Consider the following 25,569-nt stretch of genomic DNA (forward strand, 5'->3'; position numbering starts at 1 on the left):
AAAGTCTTGCACCGCAGGCGTCGGGTTGCACCCGACCTACGGTGGCACGTTGCGTAGGTTGGTGCCGAGCGCAGCGAGGCCCAACGCAGCGATGCATGGCCTCGCTGCGGCAATCCCAGTGGGAGCGGCTTCAGCCGCGAAAGACCTGCCGCCGGCACTGGGCCGCGAGTGGTCGGATGCTCCATCGCGAATGAATTCGCTCCCACGATGGGGCAGCGCGCCGGCTGGATTTCGTCAGGCAAAAAAAGCCCCGCGACAGGGGCACCGTCGCGGGGCGAGAGGTCGGCCGGGGGCGGCCGAGCCAGGAGGAGAGGTTTCAGGCCTGGGGCTGCCAGCCGCCGCCGAGGGCCTTGTAGATGGCGACGATGCCGCTGTAGAGCTCCACCTCGGCCTGGGCCTGGGCGTCTTCGGCGGCCAGGCGTTCGCGTTCGGCGTCTAGCAGCACGAGGAAGTCCACGGTGCCTTCGCGGTAGCGTACGGCGGCCTGTTCGGCGGCGGCGCGGGTGGCCTCCGACTGGCGGACCAGGGAGATCAGCCGTTGCTGGCGCTTGGCGTAGTCGCTGAAGGCGTTCTCGGACTCTTCCAGGGCCAGCAGCACCTGCTGCTCGTAACCGGCCAGGGCGCCGTCGGCTTCGGCTTCGGCGCCGCGCAGGCGGGCCCGCACGCTGCCGAGGTCGAAGGCGGCCCAACTGATGGTCGGCGCCACGCCCCAGGCACGGGCGGCGGAGGAGCCGATCTGCGAGCCGCGCCCGGCGGTGAAGCCGAGGAAGCCGGAGAGGCTGACGCGGGGGAACAGGTCCGCGGTGGCCACGCCGACATTGGCGGTGGCGGCGGCCAGCTGGCGTTCGGCGGCGGCGACGTCGGGGCGGCGGCGCAGCAGCTCGGCGGGGTCGCCGATGGGCAGCTCCTTGGCGATCACCGGCAGCGGCTTGGCCGAAAGATCGACGCTCAGCTGTTCCGGGCGCTGGCCGAGCAGGGTGGCGATGCGGTTGCGTGAGCGCACTTCGAGGGCTTGCAGTTGCGGCAGGGTGGCTTCGGTGGCGGCCAGGCGGCCGTCGGCGCGCAGCACGTCCAACTCGTTGCCGACGCCGGCGTCACGCAGTTGCTCGGTGAGGCCGCGGGACTCCTGCTGGTTCTTCAGGTTTTCGCGGGCGATGCGTTCACGCAGCTGGGCGCCACGCAGGTTGCCGTAGGCGTCCACCAGCTCGGCGATCAGGCTGACCTGCAGCTGTTGCAGCTCGGCTTGGGCGACGCCGATTTCGGCGTCGCTGGCTTCGATCTGGCGCTGGATGCGGCCGAACAGGTCCAGCTCCCAGGCCATGTCCAGGCCCAGGTCGTAGCGCTCGGCGTTGACGCGCTGTTCGGTCTGGCCGGGCTGCTGGCCCTTGCCGACTTCGGCACTGGCGCGGCTGGTGATGGTCGGCAGCTGGTCGTTGCCGACGTCGTCACGGATGGCACGAGCGGCGCGCAGGCGGGCGAAGGCCACGCGCAGCTCGCGGTTCTGTTCGAGGGACTGCTGCACCAACTGGTTCAGGGTCGGGTCGTCGAACTGTTGCCACCAGAGGGTTTCGAAGCGGGCGCGGTCGTAGTGGCCGGCGTCCGCGGCAGCGAGCCGCGCGGGCTCGCTGTCGGGGGCCTTGTAGTCCGGGCCCACGGCGCAGGCGCTCAAAGCGAGGGCCAGCAGGGCAGGGGCGAAAGCCTTGTTGATCATGCGTGCAGTTCCTTGAGTTTCTGGGCCTTGGCCGCCTTGCGGGCTTCGCCTTTCTCGACGAAGCCGCGGATCAGCACATAGAACACCGGGGTCAGCAGCAGGCCGAAGAAGGTCACGCCGATCATCCCGCTGAACACCGCTACACCCATGGCGTGGCGCATTTCGGCGCCGGCGCCGGAGGAGAGCACCAGGGGTACCACGCCCATGATGAAGGCGATGGAGGTCATCAGGATCGGGCGCAGACGCAGGCGGCAGGCTTCCAGTACCGCGGCCAGGCGGTCGAGGCCTTCTTCCTGTTTCTCCTTGGCGAATTCGACGATGAGGATGGCGTTCTTGCATGCCAGGCCCACCAGGACGATCAAACCGATCTGGGTGAAGATGTTGTTGTCGCTACCGGCGAGCATCACCCCGACGATGGCCGAGAACAGCACGGTCGGCACGATCAGGATCACCGCCAGCGGCAGGCTCCAGCTTTCGTACTGGGCGGCCAGCACCAGGAAGGCCAGCAGCACGCAGAGCGGGAAGATGAAGATCGCGGTGTTGCCGGCGAGGATCTGCTGGTAGGTCAGGTCCGTCCATTCGTAGGTCATGCCGTTGGGCAGTTCTTCCTTGAGCAGCTTGGCGATCGCTTCCTCGGCCTGGCCGGAGCTGTAGCCCGGGGCGGCGGCACCGTTGATCTCGGCGGTGATGAAGCCGTTGTAGTGCATCACGCGGTCCGGGCCGGAGGCGTTGTCGACCTTGACGAAGGTGGACAGCGGGATCATCTCGCCACGGTTGTTGCGCACCTTCAGCTGGCCGATCTGCTCGGGTTCGAGGCGGAACGGCTGGTCGGCCTGGACGTTGACCTGATAGGTACGGCCGAAGCGGTTGAAGTCGTTCGCATACAGCGAGCCGAGGTAGACCTGCATGGTGTCGAAGATGTCGCTGATGGCGACGCCGTGGGTCTTGGCCTTTTCGCGGTCGATGTTGGCATCCACCTGCGGGACGTTGACCTGGTAGCTGGTGAACACCGACATGGGGTTCAGCTCGGGGAGCTGGCGCGCCTTGTTGATGATGTTCTGGGTCTGCTTGTACAGCTCCTCGTAGCCCAGGTTGCCGCGATCCTCCACCTGCAGGCGGAAGCCGCCGATGGTGCCGAGGCCTTGTACGGGCGGCGGCGGGAAGATGGCGATGTAGGCGTCCTGGATACCGGCGAATTCCTTGTTCAGCTCGGCGGCGATGGCACCGGCGGACATGGACGGGTCCTTGCGCTCATCGAAGGGCTTGAGCGGGGTGAACACGATGCCGCTGTTGGGGCTGTTGGTGAAGCCGTTGATGGACAGGCCGGGGAAGGCCACGGTGTTTTCCACGCCCGGGTGCTTGGAGGCGATCTCGGACATGCGCTTGATCACCGCTTCGGTACGATCCAGGGTCGCGGCGTCGGGCAGTTGGGCGAAGGCCACCAGGTATTGCTTGTCCTGTTGCGGCACGAAGCCGGCCGGGGTGCTGGAGAAGCCCAGGTAGCCGAGCACCAGGATGCCGCCGTAGACCAGCAGGGCCACCGAGCTGCCACGCAGCACGCGGCGTACGGTGCCGACGTAGCCGTTGCCGGCACGCTCGAAGACGCGGTTGAACGGGCCGAACAGCCAGCCACCGAAGAGCTTGTCGAGGATGCGCGAGAAGCGGTCCTTGGGTGCGTGGTGGTCCTTCAGCAGCACGGCGGCCAGCGCCGGGGACAGGGTCAGCGAGTTGAAGGCCGAGATCACGGTGGAGATGGCGATGGTCAGCGCGAACTGCTGGTAGAACTGCCCGGTGAGGCCGGAGATGAAGGCGGTGGGCACGAACACGGCGCACAGCACGAGGGCGGTGGCGACGATGGGGCCGGTCACTTCCTTCATGGCCTGGCGGGTGGCGTCCACCGGTGACTTGCCGAGGCCGATGTTTCGCTCGACGTTTTCCACCACCACGATGGCGTCGTCCACCACGATGCCGATGGCCAGCACCAGGCCGAACAGCGACAGGGCGTTGAGGGAGAAGCCGAACAGGTGCATGACCGCGAAGGTGCCGATCAGCGAGACCGGTACGGCCACCAGCGGGATGATCGAGGCGCGCCAGGTCTGCAGGAACAGGATCACCACCAGGACCACGAGCACGATGGCTTCGAGCAGGGTGTGGACCACCGCCTCGATGGAGCCGCGCACGAAGATGGTCGGGTCATAGACGATTTCGTAGTCCATGCCCTGGGGGAAGCTCTTCTTCAGTTCGGCCATGCGGCCCCGCACGGAGTCGGAGATCTCGATGGCGTTGGAGCCGGGGCGCTGGAACACCGGGATGGCCACGGCCGGCTGGTTGTTCAGCAACGAGCGCAGGGCGTACTGGCTGGAGCCCAGCTCGATGCGTGCCACGTCTCGCAGGCGGGTGATCTCGCCGTCGTCGCCGGCACGGATGATGATGTTCTCGAACTCTTCCTCGGTCACCAGGCGGCCCTGGGTGTTGATCGAGAGCTGGAAGCTGTTGCCCGCATCGGACGGCGGCGCACCCAGGGCACCGGCCGCCACCTGGCGGTTCTGCTCGCGGATGGCGTTGACCACGTCTGTGGCGGTGAGGTTGCGCGAGGCCACCTTGTTCGGGTCCAGCCAGACGCGCAGGGAGTAGTTACCCATGCCGAACAGCTGCACGTCGCCCACACCGTCCAGGCGCGCCAGCTCGTCTTTCACGTTGAGCGCGGCGTAGTTGGACAGGTAGAGCATGTCGTAGCGGTTATCCGGCGAGGTCAGGTGCACCACCATGGTCAGGTCCGGGGAGGCCTTGTCCACGGTCACGCCGAGCCGCTGCACTTCGGTGGGCAGGGTGGGCATGGTCCGGGTGACGCGGTTCTGCACCTGCACCTGGGCGTTGTCCAGGTCGGTACCCAGGGCGAAGGTGATGGTCAGGGTCAGCTTGCCGTCGTTGGTGGACTGGGACGACATGTAGAGCATGCCTTCCACACCGACGATGGCCTGCTCCAGGGGCGAGGCCACGGTCTCACCGATCACCTTGGGGTTGGCGCCGGGGAAGTTGGCGCGTACGACCACGGTGGGCGGAACCACTTCGGGGTATTCGCTGATGGGCAACTGGAACAGCGAGATGGCGCCGCCGATCAGGATCAGCAGCGACAGCACGGCGGCGAAGATCGGCCGCAGGATGAAGAACTGGGAAAAATTCATGTCGTACTACCTCAACCGCGCGGAGCGACGGCAGGTTTGGCGTTCTGTTCGGCGACACGCGGTGCGTCACGGCCTTCCACGCTTTGGCGCAGGCGGGCCAGCTCGGCGAGGGTGTTCTCGTCGGCCATGGGCACGGACTGCGGGTCGACGGTGGCGCCGGGCATGGTGTGCTGCAGGCCGTTGACCACGATCTTCTCGCCCTTGGCCAGGCCGGTGCGGATGATGCGCAGGCCCTGGACCTTCGGGCCGAGCTCGATGGAGCGGTAGGCCACGGTGTTGTTCTCGCCCAGGACCAGGACGAACTTCTTGCCCAGGTCGGTGCCGATGGCATCGTCCTTGATCAGCGCGGCGGGGTAGGTGTCGCTGCCGACCAGCTTGATGCGGGCATAGAGGCCGGGGGTGAAGCGGCCGTCCTTGTTGTCGAACACGGCGCGGCCACGGATGGTGCCGGTGCGCGGGTTGACCTGGTTGTCGAGGAAGTCCAGCTGGCCCAGGTGCGGGTTGCCGGTCTCGCTGGTCAGGCCCAGGTACACGGGGCTGGCGCCACGGGCGTCGCCGCCGGCCTTGCGGGCCAGTTCGACGTACTTGAGGAAGACGCGCTCATCGGCATCGAAGTAGGCGTAGACCTTGTCGGTGGAGACCACGGAGGTGAGCAGCGACTGGCCAGCGTTGACCAGGTTGCCTTCGGTGATTTCGGCACGGCTGACGCGGCCATCGATGGGCGAGGTGACGCGGGTGAAGCTGAGGTTGAGCTTGGCGTTGTCCAGCTCGGCCTGGGTGGCGGCGACAGCGGCCTGGGCTTCCTGGGCGGCGCTGCTGCGGGCATCGGCCAGCTCGGCGGAGATGGCGTTGCTCTGGCGCAGGCGGTCACCGCGACGGGCCTCGTTGAGGGCGCGGGTCTGGCTGGCGCGGGCCTGTTGCAGCTGGGCTTCGAGGCGTTTCACTTCGGCCTGGAAGGGGCGCGGGTCGATCTGGAACAGCAGGTCGCCTTTCTTGATCAGGCTGCCTTCGCGGAAGGACACGTGATCGATGTAACCGGAGACGCGCGGACGGATCTCGACGGATTCAGGCGCTTCGAGGCGGCCGGTGAATTCGTCCCATTCGTTGATCGGCTGTTGCAGCACCTCGGCCACGCTGACCTTGGCGGCAGCGGGTGCAAGCGTGGCTTCCGGGGCCTTACCGCACGCCACCAGCACCAGCAGGGATGCGAGGGTGAGGCCGGTACGCCAGGTGGATTGAGTGGACTGTTCCATGTGTAGCTCCGCCATTTGGATTTGTAGATGGGGCGGAGTCTGCTGGCTGGCTCGTTCGCGGACGAATCGAACGCCACGAAGATAAATATCACCGTCAGTGATAAATCACTTTTTTCCATTGATAGTAGGTGGCTTGCCCTGTGAAACCGCCCTGGAATGGGGCTTTCGGCGGATCGTTGCATGGTTTTCGGGCATTCACGGGATTGCTTGCAACGGCGAATCGGGGCGGTTCTATCGATAGAAGCGAATGGCTGTTGCTTTTCATCGATTCGGGCTGGCGCGTACCCGTAGGAGCGAATTCATTCGCGATGCCTTTCGCGGTTGAAACCGGTCCCATCAATGCCATGGCTGGCTTCTATGCCGTGAGTACTCGGTGGGCTGATGCCCACCCTACCCACAGGCCTGGTGGATGAAAAAAGCGTCATCCACCCTGCAGTCGTGCTCCCAACAAGACCCGAACGTTGCGACGGAGCGCCGCTCCCTGTAGGGGCGACTTCAGTCGCCAAGCGGTGCGTAGCATCGCCGTAGGGCGGGTGAAACCCGCGGTGGGAGTGGCTGGGGGCGTCGGGTTTCACCCGGCCTACACGCTATTCGAGGCTATCCGGGTCGCCGCAGTACATCTGGATGCGCGAGCGCAGCCAGCGTTCTGCCGGGTCGTTGTCCTGGGCGCCGCGCCAGGCCATGGACAGTTCGAAGGCACGGCCGCCGTAGGGCGGGTCTTCCGCGCGCAGGCCACCGGCGGCGGTGAGGGCGGCGGCGGTGTAGTCGGGCACCACGGCGACGATGTCGGTGCCGGCGAGCAGCGCGCCAAGGCCGTTGAACTGGGGCACGGCCAGCACCACGCGGCGCTTGCGGCCGAGTTTCTCCAGCTCCTCGTCAACGAAGCCGGAGAGGTCGCCCGCGTAGGACACCAGGGCGTGGGGGCGTTCGCAGTAATCCTCCAGGCTCAGCGCGCCGGGTATCGCATCGGCACGCAGCAGCTTGGACTTGGAGCGGCGGATGGTCTTGCGCTTGGCGTTGGCCGGCAGCTCGTCGGTGTAGCTGACGCCCACGGAGATTTCCCCGGACGCCAGCAGGTTGGGCATCAGCAGGTAGTTGGTACGGCGCACCACCAGCACCACGCCGGGTGCCTCGGCGCGCAGGCGGCGGAGCAGGGCGGGCAGCAGGCCGAACTCGACGTCATCGGACAGGCCGATGCGGAATACCGCGTTGCTGGTGGCCGGGTCGAAGTCGGCGGCACGGCTCACGGCGGTGGAGATGGAGTCCAGCGCCGGGGAGAGCAGGGCGAAGATTTCCACCGCTCGCGCCGAAGGCTCCATGCTGCGGCCGGTGCGCACGAACAGCGGGTCGTCGAAAAGGGTACGCAGCCGCGCCAGGGCGGCACTGATGGCGGGCTGGCCGAGGAAGAGCTTCTCCGCCGCCCGTGTCACGCTGCGCTCATGCATGAGCGTCTCGAACACGATCAGTAGATTGAGGTCAACTCTACGTAGGTCGTTCCTGTTCATGCAGGGCTACTTCCGAAATAAGTGTGTGAAAAATGAGGCTCTGCAGCGCGGTCGTCAAGGCTCACATCATCCGTGTTTATGACAACTATTGATGCGCGCGGGTGGTTTTAGGGATAAAGCCCGGATAGAGTCCATGGCCATGACAGAGTCACAGGCGAGGTGTGTGATGTCCCGCATGATCCGTTTTCATCAATTCGGCGAGGCCGATGTGCTCAAGCTGGAAGAGCTGCCCACCCGAAACCGGGGTTCGGCGAAGTTCTGGTGCGCACCCAGGCGCTGGGCGTCAGTTGGAAAGACGTGCTCTGGCGGCAGAATCTGGCTTCCGAACAGGCCCGTCTGCCTGCCGGGCTCGGCTTCGAGCTGGCCGGCGTGGTAGAGGCCGTTGGCGAAGGTGTCGATGACCTGCAGCCCGGCATGGCCGTGGCCAGCTTCCCGTCCGCCACCCCGAATACCTATCCGGCCTGGGGCGACATCGTATTGATGCCGCGCCGTGCCCTGACCCGCTATCCCGAGGTGCTGACCCCGATCGAAGCCGCCGTGCACTACACGCCGCTGCTGCTGGGCTACTTCGCCCTGGTGGAACTGGCCAAGGTCAAGCCCGGCCAGCATGTGCTGATCACCGAGGCCGGCCATTGCCTGGCGCCGCAGTCGGTGCAGCTGGCCAAGGCGCTGGGCGCGATCGTCATCGCCTCCACCAGCTACCCGGAGAGCCGCCCGTTCCTTAAGGAGCTGGGCGCCGACAAGGTCATCGTCACCGAGGAGCAGGACCTGGTCCTGGAAGTCGAGCGCTTCACCGCCGGCAAGGGCGTGGAAGTGGTGCTGGACCAATGCGCCGGTCCGCAGATGAAGCTGCTGGGCGACGTCGCGTCCCCGCGCGGCAAGCTGATCCTCTATGGCATCAACGGTGGCAACGATGCAGCCTTCCCGGCCTGCGCTGCCTTCAAGAAGCACCTGCAGTTCTTCCGCCATTGCGTGATGGATTTCACCGGTGACCCGGAAACCGGCCTGGAGCGTGATGACGCTGCCGTGCAGCGAGCGCTCGCGCATATCAACCAGATGACCGGCGACCGCTTGCTCAAGCCGGTCATCGACCGGGTCTTCGAGTTCGCCGACTTCGTCGAAGCGAGCCGCTACATGGAAACCTGCCCGGCCGGTGGCCGCGTGGTGATTCACGTCGCCGACTGACCCGCCGTTGCAATGGGCTTCACCGAATCCGGCGCCATGTGCGCCGGTTTTCGTTTTCGCCGGCTGGGTGCCGATCGTCGCAACGGCGTTCATCGATGCACGGAGTCGGCCAGGCTCGAAGGGGCGCCAGTGTGTGATCACGGGTCGCCGTTTCGGTAGCAGGATTCTGCAGGATTCTTGCCTGATCCTGCCTAAGTGGTTTCCCGCCCAAGACGCGCCCCGCGCGCGCAAGTAGAGTTGTCGCCTGATCCGGAGGGGCTGAAACCATGACCACACCCGCAACCCTCGAAGAACAGGGGCGCAGCGCACCCCTGGGGCCGCAAGCCAGGCTCGCGCGCCTGATTGAACGATTCGCCCGGGAGGAGGGCGTCAATCACACGCCTATCCCACGCCTGTCACTGTTCCGCGCCACCGCTGCCACCGAGCCCATCCACTGCCTCTACGAGCCCGCCCTGGGCATCGTCGTGCAGGGCTGCAAGCAGGCGATGCTCAATGATGAGACCTACATCTACGGCCAGTCCCAGTACCTGATCGTGTCCCTCGACCTGCCGGTGATCGGCCAGGTGCTGGACGCCACCCCCGAAGTGCCCTTCCTCAGCATGCGCCTGGACCTGGACCCGGCGCGCATCAGCGAGCTGTTGCTGGAAATGGACAGGCCGCCGGCGGTGACCAGCTCCGCGCGCGGCATCTCGGTGTGCAGCCTGGACGAGCCCCTGCAGGACGCGGTGATCCGCCTGGTGAGCCTGCTCGATACCCCCGACGACATCGCCGTGCTGGCGCCCCTGGTGGAGCGCGAGATCCTCTACCGCCTGCTGCTGGGCGAGCGCAGCGCGCAGCTGCGCCAGATCGCCTGCGTCGGCAGCCACACCCAGCGCATCGCCAAGGCCGTGAGCTGGCTGAAGAACAACTACCACCGGCCGCTGCAGATCGGCTCCCTGGCCGGCGAGGTGAACATGAGCACCTCGGCGCTGCACCACCACTTCAAGTCGGTCACCGCCATGAGCCCTCTGCAGTTCCAGAAGCAGCTGCGCCTGCAGGAGGCGCGCCGGCTGATGCTCGCCGAGGCGCTGGACGCCGCCACCGCCGGCAGCCGTGTGGGCTACGAGAGCCCCTCGCAATTCAGCCGCGAATACAGCCGTCTGTTCGGCGAGCCGCCGCAGCGCGACATCGCGCGCCTGCGCCAGAGCGCCTGATACCGCTCCGCTGGTCGTCCCGCCGCCGCAACGGCGCTGGGACAGCCAGGGAGCTTCTACCCTGAAACAACCGTGCCCTGAACCGGCCCTCCCGTGGCCGGTGAGCCATGAATCCATACCCGTAGAGGTGGAGAAGCAGATGATCACCCTGAACCTGAATGGCCAAGACAAGGAACTCGATATCGCCCCCGATATGCCGTTGCTCTGGGCATTGCGCGACGTCGCCGAGATGACCGGCACCAAGTACGGCTGCGGCATGGCCCTGTGCGGGGCCTGCACCGTGCACGTGGACGGGCAGCCGACGCGGGCCTGCATCACCCCGGTGTCGATGCTGGTGGGCAAGAAGATCACCACCATCGAGGCGGTGGGCGATGACGCGGTGGGCAAGGTGGTGCAGGAGGCCTGGCGCAAGCTCGACGTGGTCCAGTGCGGCTACTGCCAGTCGGGGCAGATCATGGCGGCCACCGCGCTGCTGGCGGGCAACCGCAAGCCCAGCGACGCCGATATCGATGCGGCCATGAGCGGCAATATCTGCCGCTGCGCCACCTACGTGCGCATCCGCGCGGCCATCCACGAAGCAGCCGGCCAACTGGCCTGAGGAGCACCGACATGGGCAAGATCGAAACCCAGACCGCGCCGGGCAACGGCATCCTCAACATCAGCCGCCGCACCTTCCTCCAGGGCAGCGGCGGGCTGGCCCTGGGCGTGCTCTTCGCGCCGCTGCTGGACGCCGCCGAGATGTTCGCCGCCGACGCGCGCTTCGAACCCAACGCCTTCGTGCGCATCGCCCGCGACGGCACCGTGACCGTGGTCGCCAAGCACGTGGAAATGGGCCAGGGCGCCTACACCGGCCTCGCCACCCTGGTGGCCGAGGAGTTGGACGCCGACTGGAACCGCGTGGTGGTCGAGGGCGCGCCGGCCAACGCCGCCGTCTACAACAACCTGGCCTTCGGCACCCTGCAGGGCACCGGTGGCAGCAGTGCCATGGCCAACTCCTTCGAGCAGATGCGCAAGGCCGGGGCCAGCGCCCGGGCCATGCTGGTGGCCGCCGCCGCGAAGCAATGGAAGGTGCCGGCCGAGGCCATCACCGTCAGCGAGGGCGTGGTGGCCCATGCCGCCTCCGGCAACAAGGCGGGCTTCGGCGACCTGGCCGAGGCGGCCGCACAGGAGTCGGTACCCACCGAGGTGAAGCTCAAGCAGCCGAAGGACTTCAAGCTCATCGGCCAGCTGACCGCCAAGCGCAAGGACAGCCACGACAAGACCAACGGCACCGCCGTATTCACCCAGGACTTCAAGCTGCCGGACATGCTGGTGGCCGTGGTCGCCTACCCGCCGCGCTTCGGTGGCGTGCCCGGGAAGGTGGACGCGAGCAAGGCCAAGGCCATCGCCAACGTGGTGGCCGTGGTCGAATTCCGTGACCTGCCCCATGGCCGCGCCGGGGTCGCCGTGCTGGCGAAGAACACCTGGGCCGCGCGCCAGGGCCGCGATGCGCTGGTCATCGAATGGGACGAGAGCAAGGCCTTCAAGCTGGGCAGCGCCGAGATCTTCGCCAAGTACCGCGAGAGCGCCGGGAAGCCCGGGCTGATGGCCGCGCGCAGCGGCGACGTGGACGCCGCGCTGGCCAAGCCGGCGAAGCTGATCGAGGCGGAGTTCGAATTCCCCTACCTGGCCCACGCGGCGATGGAGCCGATGAACTGCCTGGTCAAGCTCGGCGACGGCGCCTGCGAAATCTGGAACGGCGAGCAGTGGCAGACCGGCGACCAGGTGGCCGTGGCCAAGTACCTGGGCATTCCGGTGGACAAGGTCGCCATCACCCAGCTCTACGCCGGCGGCAGCTTCGGCCGCCGCGCCAATCCGGTGTCGGACTACCCGCTGGAAGCGGTGGCGGTGGCCAAGGCCGCACGGGACCAGGGCATCAAGGCGCCGGTGAAGCTGGTCTGGACCCGCGAGGACGACACCCGTGGCGGCTACTACCGCCCGGCCTACCTGCACCGTGCGCGCCTGGCGCTGGATGCCGAGGGCAAGCTGCTGGCCTGGCACCACCGTATCGTCGGCCAATCCATCATCAAGGGCACCGGCATGGAGGCCTTCCTGATCAAGGACGGCATCGACAACACCTCGGTGGAAGGGCTTGCGAACCTCTCCTACGCCGTGCCCAACCTGCAGGTGGAACTGGCCACCCCCGACGACATCCTGGTGCCTGTGCAATGGTGGCGCTCGGTGGGCCACACCCACACCGGCTTCGCCGCCGAGGTGCTGATCGACGAAGCCGCCACCACCGCCGGCAAGGACCCCTATGACTACCGCCATGCACTGCTGGAGAAACACCCGCGCCACCGGGGCGTGCTGGAACTGGTGGCGAGCAAGGCCGGCTGGAAGCAGCCGCTCAAGGCTGGCGGTGAAGGTGAGAAGCGCGGCCGTGGTATCGCCGTGCACGAATCCTTCGGCAGTTACGTGGCCCAGGTGGTGGAAGTGACGGTGAAGGCCGACGGTGCCTACAAGGTGGATCGCGTGGTCTGCGCGGTGGATTGCGGCGTGCCGATCAACCCCGACGTGATCCGCGCGCAGATGGAGGGCGGCATCGGCTTCGGCCTGGCGGCGGCGCTGCACAGTGCGGTGACGCTGAAGGATGGCGCCGTGGAGCAGTCCAACTTCCACGACTTCCAGGTGTTGCGGATGAACGAGATGCCGGTGGTGGAGGTGCACATCCTGCCGTCCACCGAACAACCCACGGGCGTGGGTGAGCCTGGCGTTCCGCCCCTGGCACCGGCGCTGGCCAATGCCCTGCACGCGGCGGTTGGCGTACGCCTGCGGACCCTGCCGTTCCCCGCCCAGGTCAAGGCCTGAGGCGGCGCGACCGGGCCGCTGTTATCAGGCGGCCTGGTTGCGGATCAACTGGCGCAGGGCGCGGCGCTCGGCGATGGGCGTCGGGGCCTGGAGCATCTCGAAGGTGCCGTCTTCCTGGCAGATGGCGACTTCGGTCTCGAAGTGCAGATGGAACTCATCCAGGGTCACATGGGTGACCAGGTAGCTGCTGTCGACGAATTTCGAGTGAGCGGTCATGGCGGTCGTCTCGGTTCATGGGGCACAAGGCCGATGAGCGAATCTTGCCGGTCCGCTGGCAATCGGAGAATTGAAAGGGGCTGATGGTCAGTATCAGTGGTGTCGATGCTTGCCGTTGCGCTGACGCCCTGGTGCGGCAGCGTCCCTGTTTCCTCGCCCTCGCGGCGGCTCTATAGTGGGCGCCGGATGCCGGGCCAGGCCCCGGCGAAGCTGATTGCCAAGGAGTGAATCCCATGTCGAACCCCGTCACCATGCGCGCCCTCGTGCTCGAGGATTACCAGAGCGGCCGCTTCACCCAGCAGGAGATCGCCCGCCCGGTCGCCGGCGAAGGCCAGGTGCTGGTGCGCATCAAGGCCAGCGGGGTGAACCCCATCGACTACAAGATCCGTACCGGCCGTGCGCCCTACGCCGACCCGGTGCTGCCGGCGGTGCTGGGCACCGAACTGGCGGGCGTGGTGGAGGCGGTGGGCGCGGGCGTTACGCGCTTCAAGGCCGGTGACGAGGTCTACGGCCTGGTCGGCGGCGTGCGCGGCCTGCAGGGCACCCTGGCGGAGTTCGTCGCGGCGGACTGGCGCCTGCTGGCGCTGAAACCGAAGAACCTGAGCATGCGTGAAGCCGCGGCGCTGCCGCTGGTGTTCCTCACCGCCTGGGAAGGCCTGGTGGACAGTGCACGCCTGCATTCCGGGCAGACGGTACTGGTGACCGGTGGCTCTGGCGGCGTCGGCCATATCGCCGTGCAGATCGCCAAGGCGTTCGGCGCCGAGGTGTTCGCCACCGCCTCGCCGGCCAAGCACGAGATGGTGCGTGGCCTGGGTGCCACGCCCATCGACTACCACACCACCAAGGCGGCCGATTACGTGGCGGCCTTCACCGGTGGCAAGGGCTTCGATGTGGTCTACGACACCGTGGGCGGCAGTTCCCTCGACGACGCCCTGGAATCGGTGCGCATCCGTGGTCACGTGGTCAGCTGCGCGGCGTTCGGCACCCACAGCCTGGCGCCGTCGTCCCTGCGTGCGGCGACCCTGAACGGCATCTTCGTGCTGCTGCCCATGCTTACCGGCGAAGGCCGTGCCCACCACGGCGAAGTCCTCGCCGACGCCACGCGCCTGGTGGAAGCCGGCAAGCTCAAGCCGGTGCTCGACCCGCGTCATTTCACCCTGGCGACCGCCCACGACGCCCACGATGCGGTGGAGCAGGGCACCGCCTTCGGCAAGGTCGTCATCGATATCGCCGAGTGATCCCCGAACAGCGGCATTGATGGGGTCGCCGATGATCGCGGTGTTCCGGGCTCGGATCGATGGGTTTCGCTGCGCTCTACACCATCCTACGGGGGCCGAAGTTCGACTCGTAGGGCGGGTGCAACCCGCGACGTCCCGCTCACGGCTTATCGGGAATTCAGGGCTCCAGCGGAACCCAGGCCGGATCGGAAAGCCGCTCCACCAGCCGATCGAACACCAGGCGCACCCGGGGTGATACCGGGCCGCGCTGGGGGCGATAGGCGAACATCTCCCAGGCCGGCGACTCGTTGTCGTTGAGCACTCTCACCAGTTGGCCGCTGCGGATATGCGGCGTCACCAGGTAGCTGGGCAGCTGGCCGAAGCCGGTGCCGGCCAGCACCGCTGCGCATTCGCATTCCTGGTCGTCGGTGGTGAAGGCGGCGCGCTGCGGCTGCATCTGCCGGCCCTCGGCGAAGGTCCAGGGCCACAGGCGCCCGGTGTTGCCATCGATCAGCGCGGTGGTCGGCACACGGTTCAGCGCCTCGATGTCCTCGGGCGCGCCGACGCGTTCCAGCAACTCCGGCGACCCCACCACATAGAGCGGCACGCGCGCCGTGGCGCGGGCGATGTAGCGGCGGTCACGGATGAAGCCCATGCGCACGCCGATGTCGATCTGCTCGTCGACGGAGTCGGTCATCTGGTCCGACAGGCGCATGTCCAGGACGATTTCCGGGTGCTCGCGTTGCAGTTCCGCCAGCAGCGGCAGCACGTAGCGGCGGCCGATGGAGCGGGGCGCGGTGATGCCCACGCGCCCGGCCATGCCGTCCTGGCCCCGGCGGGCGTGGCGTTGGAACAGCTGGTCGAAGCTGCCCAGGGTCTCCCGCGCCTGGGTCGCCAGCTGCTCGCCATAGGCGGTGATCTGCACCTGCCGCGTGCTGCGGTGGAACAGCGGCTCGCCCACCAGTTGCTCCAGCTCCTTGATGGCCCGGGTCACGGTCTGCGGGGAAGCGCTCAGGCGCGTGGCTGCCTCGCGGAAGCTGGCGGACTCGGCGGCGATGCAGAAGATGCGCAGCATCTCCATTCGATTGAGCATGGCGGATGACCTTTGGATTGTTCCGATTCGTGGAATTCCGCAATCCTAATACTTCCATTCCCTGGTCGTCATCGGCTTCCCATACTGGCCCCCAACAGCAGGAACACCTCCTGCCGGCAGCCAACCTGAGGAACCCGACATGAGCACCAATATCAACGGCAAAGTCATCGTCATCACCGGCGCCAGCAGCGGCCTCGGCGAAGCCACCGCCCGCCACCTGGCCGCCCTGGGCGCCTCGGTGGTGCTCGGCGCCCGCCGCGTCGACCGTCTCGACGCGCTGGTCAGCGAAATCACCGCCGCCGGCGGCAAGGCCGTGGCCTTCGCCACCGACGTCACCGATGCGGCCCAGGTCCGCGCCCTGGTCCAGGGCGGCATCGACGCCTTCGGCCGCATCGACGTGCTGGTTAACAACGCCGGCCTGATGGCCATCGCGCCGCTCGCCGAAACCCCGGTGGAGGAGTGGGACCGCATGATCGACATCAACATCAAGGGCGTGCTCTACGGCATCGCAGCGGCGCTGCCGGGGTTCCAGCAGCAGCGCAGCGGCCAGTTCATCAACGTCGCTTCGGTGGCCGGCCACAAGGTGTTCAGCCCGGGCGGCACCGTGTACAGCGGCACCAAGTTCGCCGTGCGCGCCATCAGCGACGGCCTGCGCCATGAAGTGGGCGGCGACATCCGCGTCACCGTCATCTCCCCCGGCGCAGTGGATTCGGAATTGAAGCTGGGCAGCTCCCACGAAGAAAGCCGCCAGGCCCTGGGCGAGTTCTACAAGCTGGCGATCCCCGCCGAATCCGTCGCCCGCGCCATTGCCTACGCGGTGGAGCAGCCGGCCGAGGTGGACATCAGCGAAGTGGTGCTGCGCCCGACCGTGCAGGACTTCTGATCGGGCGGGTGTACCTGCGCAGCAAAACGAAACGGCCCCCATGGGGCCGTTTTTCATTCGGTCTTCAGGCATCGCGTCCTAGGAGTATTGCCGAGCTATCGGCGCTGCTGGTGAGGGCCGGAGTTCCGAACCCATCAGGACAAACGCGTGCCGCAGGGTGTGCCGTGTGCACCTCCGCTCGGTGCTTCCGGCGAGTCCCAGGTGCGCGCAGCACACCCTACATCTGAGCCACGTGCTGCTCTGGCTGTTCGCCGGCTCACTTCGACAAACGCACCGCCAGCTCATCCACTTCCACCGCCCAGTCGGCGTCCTGGACCAGGGCGTTGCGCAGGAAGGCGCTCTGCGCCTCGTTCCAGAAGGGCGCGTCCTGGATTTTCTGGCCGTCGGCGAGGGGGTGGTCGGCGATGAAGGCTTCGATCTGGCGGTGGTCGGACTCCAGGCCGAGCTGCTCGAACAGGGTGGCGAGGTTGTGCGGGGTCGTATCCATTGAGGGGCTCCGGTATGGGTGGGAAAGGTGCAAGGACTATAGACCCGTGCCAGCCACTTTCGGTGCCACTGGAAGCTGCGCTAAGGTGGCGCGCCCCGCCCACGGAGGGCGGGCGATGGAGGGGGGAACCCATGCATTTCAATGCCCTGGTGCCGGAGCTGCTGGTGCGTGATTTCGCCCACAGCCTGGATTTCTACTGCCGCGTGCTGGGCTTCGAGATCGCCTACCAGCGGCCCGAGCATCGCTTCGCCTACCTGCGCCTGGGTGAGGCCCAACTGATGCTGGAAGAGGATGACGGCGAGGCTTCGGAATGGCGCGTCGAACCGCTGGAGGCGCCGTTCGGTCGTGGGCTCAACCTGTCCATCCGCTGTGCCGATGCGCTCGCCCTGATCGCGCGCATCGAGGCGGCCGGCGTGCCCTTGCGGCGTGGGGCGCTGGAGCGCTGGTACCGCCAGGACGAACAGGAGCACGGCGAGTGCAACTTCCTGCTGCAGGACCCGGACGGCTACCTGCTGCGTTTCCACCAAAGCCTGGGCATGCGCGCGTTCAGTGGGGTTCTGCCGGGGCAAGGGTGACGAGGGCTGCGGCACGCGAGCACAGCGCTTCGCGAGCAGAGCTCGCTCCTACGGATGGCGGGCGGCGTGTGAGTGGCGTCGCGGGGCGGGAAATCTTTGCCGGCTCCAGGGAACCCGCGCCGCTGCGCTGGTTCAAATCGGCACGGATTCCCCCTCACATGCCGATTCCCGGAGCTGTCATGCGCGTGCACACCAAACTTCTGTTGGCAGGTCTCTGCTTCCTTCCCCTCGCCGGTTGCTTCAAGGGCGAGGTCGATCAATCGTCCCTCTGCACCTATAGCTCCGACGCCGAGGCGCGCGAGTGCAAGGAAGGCGAGCTGTCCTGGTTCAAACCCACCCAGTGGAACAACGAGCAACTGCCGCTGAGCGTTGCCGCGGCCTACTGCAACTTCAATCACGAGGTGATGTACAACAACGCGGGCGTCATCTGCGTGTTCACCGAGAAGCGCATGAGCCTGGTGAAGAACAGCCAGTAACCCCGCCGAGCGCCCACAAAAAAGCCAGCATCAGCTGGCTTTTTTTGTGCCCGGGCGCCGGATCAGCGCTTGCCCATGGAGCGGCGCGAGCCGCGCGGTGCCGCGCCGGGGCGCTGGCCGCGGTCGTGGCCCTTGAGGGTCTGGTACCAGGGCACGTTCTGTTTCTTCACGGCCTTGGCGGGGGGCGCAGCCTCGGTGCTGCCTTCGGCTTGGGGCTGTTGCTCGGGGCTGATGGGTTCGTTGGTGTTCATGGTCGGTCCGGGGGCGCCTGGGCGCCGGTTCGCTTGTGGTTGGCCGTGATTGAGGCGCGCAATCATACATCAACTCGATTGCGCCTGCCGTGGCTTCGGCCCGGTGGATTTCCGGGTTCCCAAGGCGGCCGAAAAGGGCCCTGAAAAGGCCTGACCTGACATGAGTCAAAGTGACTCATTGCCGATTGGCGGATGATTTCTTCCATCGAAATCCAGCCATTCGGGACACCAAGATGAAGCAGCCAAGCAAGCAGAAACTGACCTGGGCGGTGGCGGTGCTGGCCGCCGTGGCGGTCGCCGCCGGTGCCTGGTGGGTGTTGCGGCCCGCCGGCCTCGGCGAGGGCTTCGCCAGCGGCAACGGTCGCATCGAAGCCACCGAAGTGGATGTGGCCACCAAGCTGGCCGGCCGCGTGGCCGAGATCATGGTCGACGAGGGCGACTTCCTCACCCCCGGCCAGCCCGTGGCGCAGATGGACACCCAGGTGCTGAAGGCGCAGCTGGCCCAGGCCCAGGCTCAGGTGCGCCAGGCCGAGAACGCCCGGTTGACCGCCCAGGCCCTGGTGGCCCAGCGCGAAAGCGAGCAGGCCACGGCCAAGGCGGTGGTCAGCCAGCGCGAGGCGGAGTTGGTGGCGACCCAGAAGCGCTTCGCTCGCACCGAAACCCTGGTCAAGCGCAATGCCATGCCCCAGCAGCAACTGGACGATGACCGTGCAGTGATGCAGAGCGCCCAGGCGGCGCTGGCGGCCTCGCGCTCCCAGGTGATTTCCGCACAGGCCGGCATCGAGGCGGCCAAGTCCCAGGTGATCGAGGCGCAGTCGGCCATCGAGGCGGCCAACGCCAGCGTCGCCCGCCTGCAGGCGGACATCGACGACAGCCTGCTCAAGGCGCCCCGCGCCGGCCGCGTGCAGTACCGCGTGGCGCAACCGGGCGAGGTGCTGCCGGCCGGTGGCAAGCTGCTCAACCTGGTGGACCTGGGTGACGTCTACATGACCTTCTTCCTGCCCGCCGGCCAGGCCGGCCGCGTGCACCTGGGCGACGAGGTGCGGCTGATCATCGATGCGGTGCCGCAGTACGTGATCCCCGCCAAGATTTCCTACGTGGCCAGCGTCGCCCAGTTCACCCCGAAGACCGTGGAAACCGCCAGCGAGCGCGAGAAGCTGATGTTCCGCGTCAAGGCGCGCATCGACCCGGCGCTGCTCAAACAACACATGACCGCAGTGAAGACCGGCGTGCCCGGCATGGCCTACCTGCGCCTGGACGCTGAGCAGGAATGGCCGCAGCAACTGCAGGTCAAGGTGCCCTGATGGACGCCTCAAACGGCAGCGTCGCGCGCCTGGCCGGGGTCAGCCTGGGCTACGGCGAGACCTTCGCCCTGCGCGAGGTCGACCTGGCGATCCCGGCCAACCGCATGGTCGGGCTGATCGGCCCGGACGGCGTCGGCAAATCCAGCCTGCTGGCCTTGCTGGCCGGGGCGCGGAAGATGCAGCAGGGCGAGATCGAGGTGCTGGGCGGCGACATGCGCTCCGCCCGCCATCGCCGCGCCATCTGCCAGCGCGTCGCCTACATGCCCCAGGGCCTGGGCAAGAACCTCTACCCGACGCTGACGGTGTTCGAGAACGTCGACTTCTTCGGCCGCCTGTTCGGCCACGACCGCGCGGAACGGGAGCGGCGCATCGACGACCTGCTGCGCAGCACCGGCCTCGACCCCTTCCGCGAGCGCCCGGCGGGCAAGCTCTCCGGTGGCATGAAGCAGAAGCTCGGCCTGTGCTGCGCGCTGATCCACGACCCGGATTTGCTGATCCTCGACGAGCCCACCACCGGCGTCGACCCGCTGTCGCGCAACCAGTTCTGGGAGCTGATCGGCCGCATCCGCCAGGGCCGCCCCGGCATGAGCGTGCTGGTGGCCACCGCCTATATGGAAGAGGCCGAACGCTTCGACAGCCTGGTGGCGATGGACGCCGGGCGCGTGCTGGCCACCGGCAGCCCGGCCGAGATCCGCCAGCAGACCGGCACCGACAGCCTGGAAGCGGCCTTCATCGCCCTGTTGCCGGAAGAGAAGCGCCGCGACCACCGTCGCCTGGTCATCCCGCCACTGCCCGCCGGCGAACGCGCGGTGGCCATCGAGGCGGACGGGCTGACCTGCCGCTTCGGCGATTTCGTCGCCGTGGACCGCGTCAGCTTCCGCATCGAGCGCGGGGAGATCTTCGGCTTCCTCGGCTCCAATGGTTGCGGCAAGTCCACCACCATGAAGATGCTCACCGGCCTGCTGCCCGCCAGCGAAGGCAGTTGCGCGCTGTTCGGCCAGCCGGTGGATGCCGGCGACATGGCCACGCGGCGGCGGGTGGGCTACATGTCCCAGGCGTTCTCCCTGTACCGCGAGCTGAGCGTGCGGCAGAACCTGGTGCTGCATGCGCAGCTGTTCCACCTGCCGGCCGAGCGCATCGAGGCGCGGGTGGCGGAGATGCTCCAGCGCTTCGACCTGGCCGGCGTGGCCGACGAGTTGCCCGATGCGCTGCCGTTGGGCATCCGCCAGCGCCTGTCACTGGCGGTGGCGGTGATCCACCAGCCGGAGATCCTCATCCTCGATGAACCCACCTCAGGCGTCGACCCGGTGGCCCGCGACGGCTTCTGGGAGTTGATGATCGACCTGTCGCGCAACGATGGCGTGACCATCTTCATCTCCACCCACTTCATGAACGAGGCCGAGCGCTGCGACCGCATCTCGCTGATGCACGCCGGCCGCGTGCTGGCCAGCGACACCCCGGCGGCGCTGGTGGCCGAGCGCGGCCTGCCGAGCCTGGAAGCCACCTTCATCGCCTACCTGGAAGAGGCTGCCGGCACCGCCTCGGCACCCGCCAGCGCGCCGAGCGTCACCGCCAAGGCCGAAGCCCCGCGTGACCAGCGCTTCAGCCCGCAGCGGCTGTTCAGCTATGCGCGGCGCGAAGCCATGGAGCTGCGCCGCGACCCGATCCGTCTGACCTTGGCGCTGCTGGGCACCGTGCTGCTGATGTTCATCATCGGCTACGGCATCAGCATGGATGTGGAGGACCTTTCCTATGCGGTGCTCGACCGCGACCAGACCACCACCAGCCAGGCCTACACCTTGAACCTGTCCGGTTCGCGCTACTTCATCGAGCGGGCGCCCATCCACGACTACGCCGAGCTGGACCGGCGCATGCGCAGCGGCGAGCTGAGCCTGGCCATCGAGATTCCGCCGGGCTACGGCCGCGACCTCAAGCGCGGCGCCAGCCCCGCCGTGGGTGTGTGGATCGACGGCTCCATGCCCACCCGCGCCAACACCGTGGCCGGTTATGTCCAGGGCATGCACCTGGGCTACCTCGCCGAGCTGGCCCGGCAATCCCCGGAGGGCGGCGCCCAGGCTGCCGCCAGCGTCGAGGTGCGCTACCGCTACAACCCCGATGTGGAGAGCCTCAAGGCCATGGTGCCGGCGGTGATCCCGCTGTTGCTGATCATGATCCCGGCGATGCTCACCGCCCTCGGCGTGGTGCGCGAGAAGGAGCTGGGTTCGATCACCAACCTCTATGTCACGCCGGTCACGCGGCTGGAGTTCCTGTTGGGCAAGCAGCTGCCGTACGTGGCCATGGGCATGGTCAGCTTCCTGTTGATGGTGGCCCTGGCGGTGTTCGTGTTCGGCGTGCCGCTCAAGGGCAGCTTCGCCACCCTGGTGCTGGCGGCGCTGTGCTACGTCACGGCCGCCACCGGACTCGGCCTGTTCCTCTCCACCTTCATGCGCAGTCAGATCGCCGCCGTGTTCGGCGTGGCCATCGCCACCATGGTGCCGGCCATCCAGTTCTCCGGGCTGGTGCACCCGGTGTCGTCCCTGGAAGGGGCGGCGGCGGCGATCGGCCAGGCCTATCCCGCCACCCATTTCCTGATCATCAGCCGGGGCGTGTTCTCCAAGGCGCTGGGGTTCTCCGACCTGGCCTTCTACTTCGTCCCGCTGCTGCTGACCATTCCCTTGCTCACCCTGTTCAGCGTGCTCTCGCTGAAGAAGCAGGAGGCCTGACCCATGCGCAGCCTGGCCAATATCTTCCACCTGGGGCTCAAGGAGTTCCGCAGCCTGCAGCGCGACTACGCGATGCTGGTGCTGATCCTCTGGGCCTTCAGCCTGGGGGTGTACAGCTCCGCCACCGGCATTCCGGAAACCCTGCACCACGCGCCCATCGCCGTGGTCGACGAGGACCGCTCGCAGCTCTCCACGCGGTTGGTCAATGCCTTCCAGCCGCCGTACTTCCGCACCCCGGAACTCATTGACCAGGGGCGTATGGACCGGGGCATGGACACCGGGCTCTACACCTTCACCCTGGACATCCCGCCGGACTTCCAGCGCGACGTGCTCGCCGGGCGCAACCCGGCGGTGCAGCTCAACGTCGACGCCACGCAGATGGGCCAGGCCTTCAGCGGGGCGGGGTACATCCAGAACATCGTCAACACCGAGGTCAACGAATTCGTCGCCCGTTACCGGGGCGCGAGCGCCATGCCGGCGGAGCTGGCGGTGCGCACGCTGTTCAACCCCAACCTGACCCAGGCCTGGTTCGGCGGCGTGATGGAGGTGATCAACCAGATCACCATGCTGTCGATCATCCTCACCGGCGCGGCGCTGATCCGCGAACGCGAGCACGGCACGGTGGAACACCTGCTGGTGATGCCGCTGTCGGCCTTCGAAATCATGCTGGCCAAGGTCTGGTCCATGGGCACGGTGGTGCTGGTGGCCGCGGCGCTGAGCCTGGTGTTCGTGGTGCGCGGTTGGCTGGCGGTGCCCATCGAGGGCTCCCTCGGGCTATTCCTGGTGGCAGCGGCGCTGCACCTGTTCGCCACCACCTCCATGGGCATCTTCCTTGGCACGGTCGCGCGCTCCATGCCGCAACTGGGGTTGCTGACCATCCTCGTGCTGATGCCGCTGCAGATTCTTTCCGGCGGCACCACGCCGCGGGAGAGCATGCCCGAGCTGGTGCAGCAGATCATGCTGGCGGCGCCCACCACCCATTTCGTCGCCCTGGCCCAGGGCATCCTCTATCGCGGCGCGGGGCTGGAGATCGTCTGGCCGCAGTTCCTCGCCATCATCGGCATCGGCAGTGCCTTCTTCCTCGCGGCCCTGACGCGCTTCCGCCGCACCATCACGCAGATGGCCTAAGCGCCAGCAGCCCACCCTGTGCCGCGGTCATTTGGGCGCGACCGTAGAGCGGGGGAAACCCGCGTGGTTGTGTGCATGAACGTGTCGGGTTGCACCCGGCCTACGGGGGGCTGGCGACTCCGCTCCCGGGCTGAAGCCCGGGCTACGCAATGCCCCAGCCCAATGCTCCGGGCCCCATGGGAGCCCACCTTGTGTTGTGGTCATACAGGCGCGCATAACCGTAGGGCGGGTGAAACCCGCGTGGCGTTGTGCATGAACGTGCCGGGTTGCACCCGACCTACGTGGGAACGCCTTCAGTGCCCCAGCGCACGCGCCAGTTGCCAGGCGGCGAAGCCCAGCAGGAACAGCCCCGCCACCTGGTCGATGCGCCGTAGCAGGCGCCCGTCCAGGCGGTGGCGCACGGCGGCGACGCCCAGCGCCAGGGCCAGCCACCACAGCGCCGAACCGCAGAACACCCCGGCGACCATCAACAGCGCGTTCGCCGTGCCGGGCGCGGCGCCGGCGCCCAGGCCAGCGAAGACCGCGACGAAGGCGAGGATGGTCATGGGGTTGGTCAGGGTCAGCGCGAAGACCGAGGACAGCGCCCGCCAGCCACTGCCGGGCTCCGCCAGGCTGGCGGCTTGCCGAGTAGGCGCGGTGCGCAACAGGCGGATGCCCATCCACGCCAGGTAACCCGCACCCAGCAATGCCAAGGGCGTGGCCAGCGCCACGAAGCCCTGGATCAGCGCCTGCACCCCGAAGGCGCCCAGGGCACCGAAGCAGGCGTCGGCCAATGCAGCGCCGAGGCCGCTGAGAAAGCCGATGCGCGCCCCATGAAGCAGGCTGCGCTGGATGCAGAGCAGGCCGACGGGCCCCACCGGCGCGGCGATGGAGAGGCCGATCAAGGCGGATTTGAAGAACAGCGCTAAGTCCATCGGGCGGTACCGGGCAGGTGGCGGGATGGCATTATTTTGCGTGCCACTGAAGCGGCTTTGAATGCAGAAGCTACGGTAGTTATCGTGCTTTGCCTGAAATGCTCTCGTATTTACCCGTGAGGACCTTAATCATGGAGCTTGATGCCAAATCCTGGAAAATCCTCCAGGCCGTGCAGGCCGAGGGGCGGATTTCCCTCACCGAGCTGGCCAACCGGGTGGCGCTGTCCTTGCCGGCCACCTCGGAGCGCCTCAAGCGGCTGGAGGAAGCCGGGGTGATCGAGGGCTATCGCGCCTGCGTCTCCGCCGAGCAGGCGGGCTACGAGGTGATGGCGCTGATCGGCATGACCACGCCCCAGCCGGACAAGGCGCGGCTGGTCGCCTTGTTGCAGCAGATGCCCGAGGTGCTGGAATGCCTCCACGTCACGGGGCAGGACTCGTTCGTGCTGCGGGTGGTGACGCGCAATATCCGCCACCTGGAGCGATTCGTCGGCAGCATCAATCACTTCGGCGAGACGCGCACATCCATTGTCATGTCGCAGCCGATTCCGCTGCGCCCACTGCAATCGCCGGAAGGCGTCGGGCAGGAATGAACGCGGGATAGAGAAAGAGGGAAGGGTAGATGCACTGAAGGCGCCTTATGGGCGCCTTCAGCATTTACGGGCTGGGTACATCGCTCAGACCTCGCGCGTGGTTCCTGGGTCGGGTTGCAAGCTGTGCAACGGCCTGATCAGGAGACGCGGAAGCCCGGGGTGCGGTCGGAGCCGTCTTCGGCAACACGGAAGCCAGGAGTGCGATCGGAACCGTCTTCAGCAACGCGGAAGCCCGGAGTGCGGTCGGAGCCATCTTCGGCAACGCGGAAGCCGGGAGTGCGGTCGGAGCCATCTTCGGCAACGCGGAAGCCGGGAGTGCGGTCGGAGCCGTCTTCGGCAACACGGAAGCCAGGGGTGCGGTCGGAACCGTCTTCAGCAACACGGAAGCCGGGAGTGCGGTCGGAGCCATCTTCGGCAACGCGGAAGCCCGGGGTGCGATCGGAGCCGTCTTCAGCAACGCGGAAGCCGGGAGTGCGATCGGAACCGTCTTCAGCGACGCGGAAGCCAGGAGTGCGAGCGGAGCCGTCTTCGGCAACACGGAAAGCAGGGGTACGGGCGGAGCCATCTTCGGCCAGGCGGTTGATGGTGCGCTCAGCGCCGCTGGCAAGGGTCTGCTGGGGCTGTGCGGCGTCCTGGGGCAGGGCGAACGCGGTAGCGGACAGGGAAGCGATGAACAGGCTGGCAAGGATTTGCTTTTTCATTTTGGGTGCCTCGTGGTTTCAAGTGGGGTTGAAAGTGAACACGAGGCCAATGTTACGGATGGAAAATCGATAAAAAAGTGGATACGGCTAATGGTCAACATCGATGCCGTCGATAGTTGTGTTTATTATATT

General features: G+C 67.1%; 22 protein-coding genes and 1 pseudogene. 12 read left to right on the forward strand and 11 right to left on the reverse strand.

Annotated features, from left to right (window positions below):
- Positions 1 to 316 precede the first annotated feature (316 nt).
- The 5 genes from PSm6_RS24570 to PSm6_RS24590 form a co-directional block, all read right to left on the reverse strand.
- Positions 317 to 1,711, reverse strand: coding sequence for an efflux transporter outer membrane subunit (locus PSm6_RS24570; RefSeq protein WP_265168492.1), 1,395 nt, complete (start codon positions 1,709 to 1,711; stop codon positions 317 to 319).
- The gene (locus PSm6_RS24575; RefSeq protein WP_263403987.1) at positions 1,708 to 4,896 is read right to left on the reverse strand and encodes an efflux RND transporter permease subunit; all 3,189 of its coding nucleotides are present in this window, start codon (positions 4,894 to 4,896) and stop codon (positions 1,708 to 1,710) included. The genes PSm6_RS24570 and PSm6_RS24575 overlap by 4 nt, the downstream gene beginning before the upstream one ends.
- An 11-nt stretch (positions 4,897 to 4,907) precedes the next feature.
- A complete protein-coding gene (gene mexE, locus PSm6_RS24580) occupies positions 4,908 to 6,149 on the reverse strand; it encodes a multidrug efflux RND transporter periplasmic adaptor subunit MexE (RefSeq protein ID WP_021217311.1) in 1,242 nt (413 codons plus the stop codon).
- Positions 6,150 to 6,243: 94 nt separating this feature from the next.
- Complete coding sequence (locus tag PSm6_RS24585; RefSeq protein WP_265168493.1) at positions 6,244 to 6,495, reverse strand: hypothetical protein; 252 nt, start codon at positions 6,493 to 6,495, stop codon at positions 6,244 to 6,246.
- Positions 6,496 to 6,736: 241 nt separating this feature from the next.
- Complete coding sequence (locus tag PSm6_RS24590) at positions 6,737 to 7,654, reverse strand: LysR family transcriptional regulator (protein ID WP_265168494.1); 918 nt, start codon at positions 7,652 to 7,654, stop codon at positions 6,737 to 6,739.
- A gap of 166 nt (positions 7,655 to 7,820) precedes the next feature.
- Between PSm6_RS24590 and PSm6_RS24595 the strand changes: the two are divergent.
- The 4 genes and pseudogenes from PSm6_RS24595 (at position 7,821) to PSm6_RS24610 (ending at position 12,879) form a co-directional block, all read left to right on the forward strand.
- Positions 7,821 to 8,839 (forward strand): annotated as a pseudogene (locus PSm6_RS24595) (zinc-dependent alcohol dehydrogenase family protein).
- A gap of 266 nt (positions 8,840 to 9,105) precedes the next feature.
- A complete protein-coding gene (locus tag PSm6_RS24600) occupies positions 9,106 to 10,032 on the forward strand; it encodes an AraC family transcriptional regulator (RefSeq protein WP_021217308.1) in 927 nt (308 codons plus the stop codon).
- Positions 10,033 to 10,171: 139 nt separating this feature from the next.
- Positions 10,172 to 10,630, forward strand: coding sequence for a (2Fe-2S)-binding protein (locus tag PSm6_RS24605; protein ID WP_043244769.1), 459 nt, complete (start codon positions 10,172 to 10,174; stop codon positions 10,628 to 10,630).
- A gap of 11 nt (positions 10,631 to 10,641) precedes the next feature.
- A complete protein-coding gene (locus tag PSm6_RS24610; RefSeq protein ID WP_021217306.1) occupies positions 10,642 to 12,879 on the forward strand; it encodes a xanthine dehydrogenase family protein molybdopterin-binding subunit in 2,238 nt (745 codons plus the stop codon).
- 24 nt (positions 12,880 to 12,903) lie between these two features.
- Here PSm6_RS24610 and ptrC read toward each other — a convergent pair whose 3' ends face one another.
- Positions 12,904 to 13,095 (reverse strand): type III secretion system co-regulatory protein PtrC, encoded by a 192-nt coding sequence (gene ptrC, locus PSm6_RS24615; protein ID WP_021217305.1) that lies wholly within the window; start codon positions 13,093 to 13,095, stop codon positions 12,904 to 12,906.
- A gap of 233 nt (positions 13,096 to 13,328) precedes the next feature.
- Between ptrC and PSm6_RS24620 the strand changes: the two genes are divergently transcribed.
- Positions 13,329 to 14,333, forward strand: a complete 1,005-nt coding sequence (locus tag PSm6_RS24620) for a zinc-dependent alcohol dehydrogenase family protein (protein ID WP_021217304.1) — start codon at positions 13,329 to 13,331, stop codon at positions 14,331 to 14,333.
- Positions 14,334 to 14,490: 157 nt separating this feature from the next.
- On the opposite strand, the gene PSm6_RS24625 is transcribed toward PSm6_RS24620, so the two are convergent.
- Entirely contained in the window at positions 14,491 to 15,405 is a 915-nt protein-coding gene (locus PSm6_RS24625) for a LysR family transcriptional regulator (protein ID WP_031286973.1), read from the reverse strand.
- Positions 15,406 to 15,544: 139 nt separating this feature from the next.
- On the opposite strand from PSm6_RS24625, the gene PSm6_RS24630 reads away from it, so the two are divergent.
- On the forward strand, positions 15,545 to 16,288 hold the full coding sequence (locus PSm6_RS24630; RefSeq protein ID WP_265168495.1) for an SDR family oxidoreductase: 744 nt from the start codon (positions 15,545 to 15,547) through the stop codon (positions 16,286 to 16,288).
- Positions 16,289 to 16,544: 256 nt separating this feature from the next.
- Here the strand turns inward: PSm6_RS24630 and PSm6_RS24635 are convergent, their stop codons facing one another.
- Complete coding sequence (locus PSm6_RS24635) at positions 16,545 to 16,775, reverse strand: DUF2789 domain-containing protein (protein ID WP_021217301.1); 231 nt, start codon at positions 16,773 to 16,775, stop codon at positions 16,545 to 16,547.
- Between the two features lie 131 nt (positions 16,776 to 16,906).
- Here PSm6_RS24635 and PSm6_RS24640 point away from each other — a divergent pair, with 131 nt between their 5' ends.
- Both PSm6_RS24640 and PSm6_RS24645 read left to right on the forward strand, forming a co-directional pair.
- The gene (locus PSm6_RS24640; protein ID WP_021217300.1) at positions 16,907 to 17,350 is read left to right on the forward strand and encodes a bleomycin resistance protein; all 444 of its coding nucleotides are present in this window, start codon (positions 16,907 to 16,909) and stop codon (positions 17,348 to 17,350) included.
- A 179-nt stretch (positions 17,351 to 17,529) separates the two neighbouring features.
- Positions 17,530 to 17,826: a hypothetical protein gene (locus PSm6_RS24645; RefSeq protein ID WP_265168496.1), complete on the forward strand. Its 297-nt coding sequence runs from the start codon at positions 17,530 to 17,532 to the stop codon at positions 17,824 to 17,826.
- 62 nt (positions 17,827 to 17,888) lie between these two features.
- Here PSm6_RS24645 and PSm6_RS24650 read toward each other — a convergent pair whose 3' ends face one another.
- Entirely contained in the window at positions 17,889 to 18,077 is a 189-nt protein-coding gene (locus tag PSm6_RS24650; protein WP_021217298.1) for a hypothetical protein, read from the reverse strand.
- Positions 18,078 to 18,310: 233 nt separating this feature from the next.
- Between PSm6_RS24650 and PSm6_RS24655 the strand changes: the two genes are divergently transcribed.
- From PSm6_RS24655 to PSm6_RS24665, 3 genes are read left to right on the forward strand one after another with little or no spacing between them, the layout of a single operon-like run.
- The gene (locus tag PSm6_RS24655) at positions 18,311 to 19,381 is read left to right on the forward strand and encodes an HlyD family secretion protein (RefSeq protein WP_021217297.1); all 1,071 of its coding nucleotides are present in this window, start codon (positions 18,311 to 18,313) and stop codon (positions 19,379 to 19,381) included.
- Positions 19,381 to 22,104, forward strand: coding sequence for a ribosome-associated ATPase/putative transporter RbbA (rbbA, locus tag PSm6_RS24660; protein WP_021217296.1), 2,724 nt, complete (start codon positions 19,381 to 19,383; stop codon positions 22,102 to 22,104). Before PSm6_RS24655 ends, rbbA begins: the two co-directional genes overlap by 1 nt.
- Positions 22,105 to 22,107: 3 nt before the next feature.
- Positions 22,108 to 23,232 carry an ABC transporter permease gene (locus PSm6_RS24665; RefSeq protein ID WP_043244777.1) on the forward strand — a complete coding sequence of 375 codons (1,125 nt, stop codon included), beginning with the start codon at positions 22,108 to 22,110 and terminating at the stop codon, positions 23,230 to 23,232.
- Between the two features lie 293 nt (positions 23,233 to 23,525).
- On the opposite strand, the gene PSm6_RS24670 is transcribed toward PSm6_RS24665, so the two are convergent.
- A complete protein-coding gene (locus PSm6_RS24670; RefSeq protein WP_043244779.1) occupies positions 23,526 to 24,146 on the reverse strand; it encodes a LysE family translocator in 621 nt (206 codons plus the stop codon).
- 131 nt (positions 24,147 to 24,277) lie between these two features.
- On the opposite strand from PSm6_RS24670, the gene PSm6_RS24675 reads away from it, so the two are divergent.
- Positions 24,278 to 24,736 carry an Lrp/AsnC family transcriptional regulator gene (locus PSm6_RS24675; RefSeq protein ID WP_043244780.1) on the forward strand — a complete coding sequence of 153 codons (459 nt, stop codon included), beginning with the start codon at positions 24,278 to 24,280 and terminating at the stop codon, positions 24,734 to 24,736.
- 137 nt (positions 24,737 to 24,873) lie between these two features.
- Here PSm6_RS24675 and PSm6_RS24680 read toward each other — a convergent pair whose 3' ends face one another.
- Positions 24,874 to 25,437, reverse strand: a complete 564-nt coding sequence (locus PSm6_RS24680) for a hypothetical protein (protein ID WP_043244782.1) — start codon at positions 25,435 to 25,437, stop codon at positions 24,874 to 24,876.
- Positions 25,438 to 25,569 lie beyond the last annotated feature (132 nt).

Origin of the sequence: Pseudomonas solani (assembly GCF_026072635.1) — a bacterium.
Classification (GTDB): Bacteria; Pseudomonadota; Gammaproteobacteria; order Pseudomonadales; family Pseudomonadaceae; genus Metapseudomonas; species Metapseudomonas solani.

Excerpts from the sequence above, each read along its gene's own strand:
- PSm6_RS24570 (WP_265168492.1), bottom strand. The coding sequence starts at position 1,711 with ATGATCAACAAGGCTTTCGCCCCTGCCCTGCTGGCCCTCGCTTTGAGC.
- PSm6_RS24575 (WP_263403987.1), bottom strand. The coding sequence starts at position 4,896 with ATGAATTTTTCCCAGTTCTTCATCCTGCGGCCGATCTTCGCCGCCGTG.
- mexE (WP_021217311.1), bottom strand. The coding sequence starts at position 6,149 with ATGGAACAGTCCACTCAATCCACCTGGCGTACCGGCCTCACCCTCGCA.
- PSm6_RS24585 (WP_265168493.1), bottom strand. The coding sequence starts at position 6,495 with ATGGCATTGATGGGACCGGTTTCAACCGCGAAAGGCATCGCGAATGAA.
- PSm6_RS24590 (WP_265168494.1), bottom strand. The coding sequence starts at position 7,654 with ATGAACAGGAACGACCTACGTAGAGTTGACCTCAATCTACTGATCGTG.
- PSm6_RS24600 (WP_021217308.1), top strand. The coding sequence starts at position 9,106 with ATGACCACACCCGCAACCCTCGAAGAACAGGGGCGCAGCGCACCCCTG.
- PSm6_RS24605 (WP_043244769.1), top strand. The coding sequence starts at position 10,172 with ATGATCACCCTGAACCTGAATGGCCAAGACAAGGAACTCGATATCGCC.
- PSm6_RS24610 (WP_021217306.1), top strand. The coding sequence starts at position 10,642 with ATGGGCAAGATCGAAACCCAGACCGCGCCGGGCAACGGCATCCTCAAC.
- ptrC (WP_021217305.1), bottom strand. The coding sequence starts at position 13,095 with ATGACCGCTCACTCGAAATTCGTCGACAGCAGCTACCTGGTCACCCAT.
- PSm6_RS24620 (WP_021217304.1), top strand. The coding sequence starts at position 13,329 with ATGTCGAACCCCGTCACCATGCGCGCCCTCGTGCTCGAGGATTACCAG.
- PSm6_RS24625 (WP_031286973.1), bottom strand. The coding sequence starts at position 15,405 with ATGCTCAATCGAATGGAGATGCTGCGCATCTTCTGCATCGCCGCCGAG.
- PSm6_RS24630 (WP_265168495.1), top strand. The coding sequence starts at position 15,545 with ATGAGCACCAATATCAACGGCAAAGTCATCGTCATCACCGGCGCCAGC.
- PSm6_RS24635 (WP_021217301.1), bottom strand. The coding sequence starts at position 16,775 with ATGGATACGACCCCGCACAACCTCGCCACCCTGTTCGAGCAGCTCGGC.
- PSm6_RS24640 (WP_021217300.1), top strand. The coding sequence starts at position 16,907 with ATGCATTTCAATGCCCTGGTGCCGGAGCTGCTGGTGCGTGATTTCGCC.
- PSm6_RS24645 (WP_265168496.1), top strand. The coding sequence starts at position 17,530 with ATGCGCGTGCACACCAAACTTCTGTTGGCAGGTCTCTGCTTCCTTCCC.
- PSm6_RS24650 (WP_021217298.1), bottom strand. The coding sequence starts at position 18,077 with ATGAACACCAACGAACCCATCAGCCCCGAGCAACAGCCCCAAGCCGAA.
- PSm6_RS24655 (WP_021217297.1), top strand. The coding sequence starts at position 18,311 with ATGAAGCAGCCAAGCAAGCAGAAACTGACCTGGGCGGTGGCGGTGCTG.
- rbbA (WP_021217296.1), top strand. The coding sequence starts at position 19,381 with ATGGACGCCTCAAACGGCAGCGTCGCGCGCCTGGCCGGGGTCAGCCTG.
- PSm6_RS24665 (WP_043244777.1), top strand. The coding sequence starts at position 22,108 with ATGCGCAGCCTGGCCAATATCTTCCACCTGGGGCTCAAGGAGTTCCGC.
- PSm6_RS24670 (WP_043244779.1), bottom strand. The coding sequence starts at position 24,146 with ATGGACTTAGCGCTGTTCTTCAAATCCGCCTTGATCGGCCTCTCCATC.
- PSm6_RS24675 (WP_043244780.1), top strand. The coding sequence starts at position 24,278 with ATGGAGCTTGATGCCAAATCCTGGAAAATCCTCCAGGCCGTGCAGGCC.
- PSm6_RS24680 (WP_043244782.1), bottom strand. The coding sequence starts at position 25,437 with ATGAAAAAGCAAATCCTTGCCAGCCTGTTCATCGCTTCCCTGTCCGCT.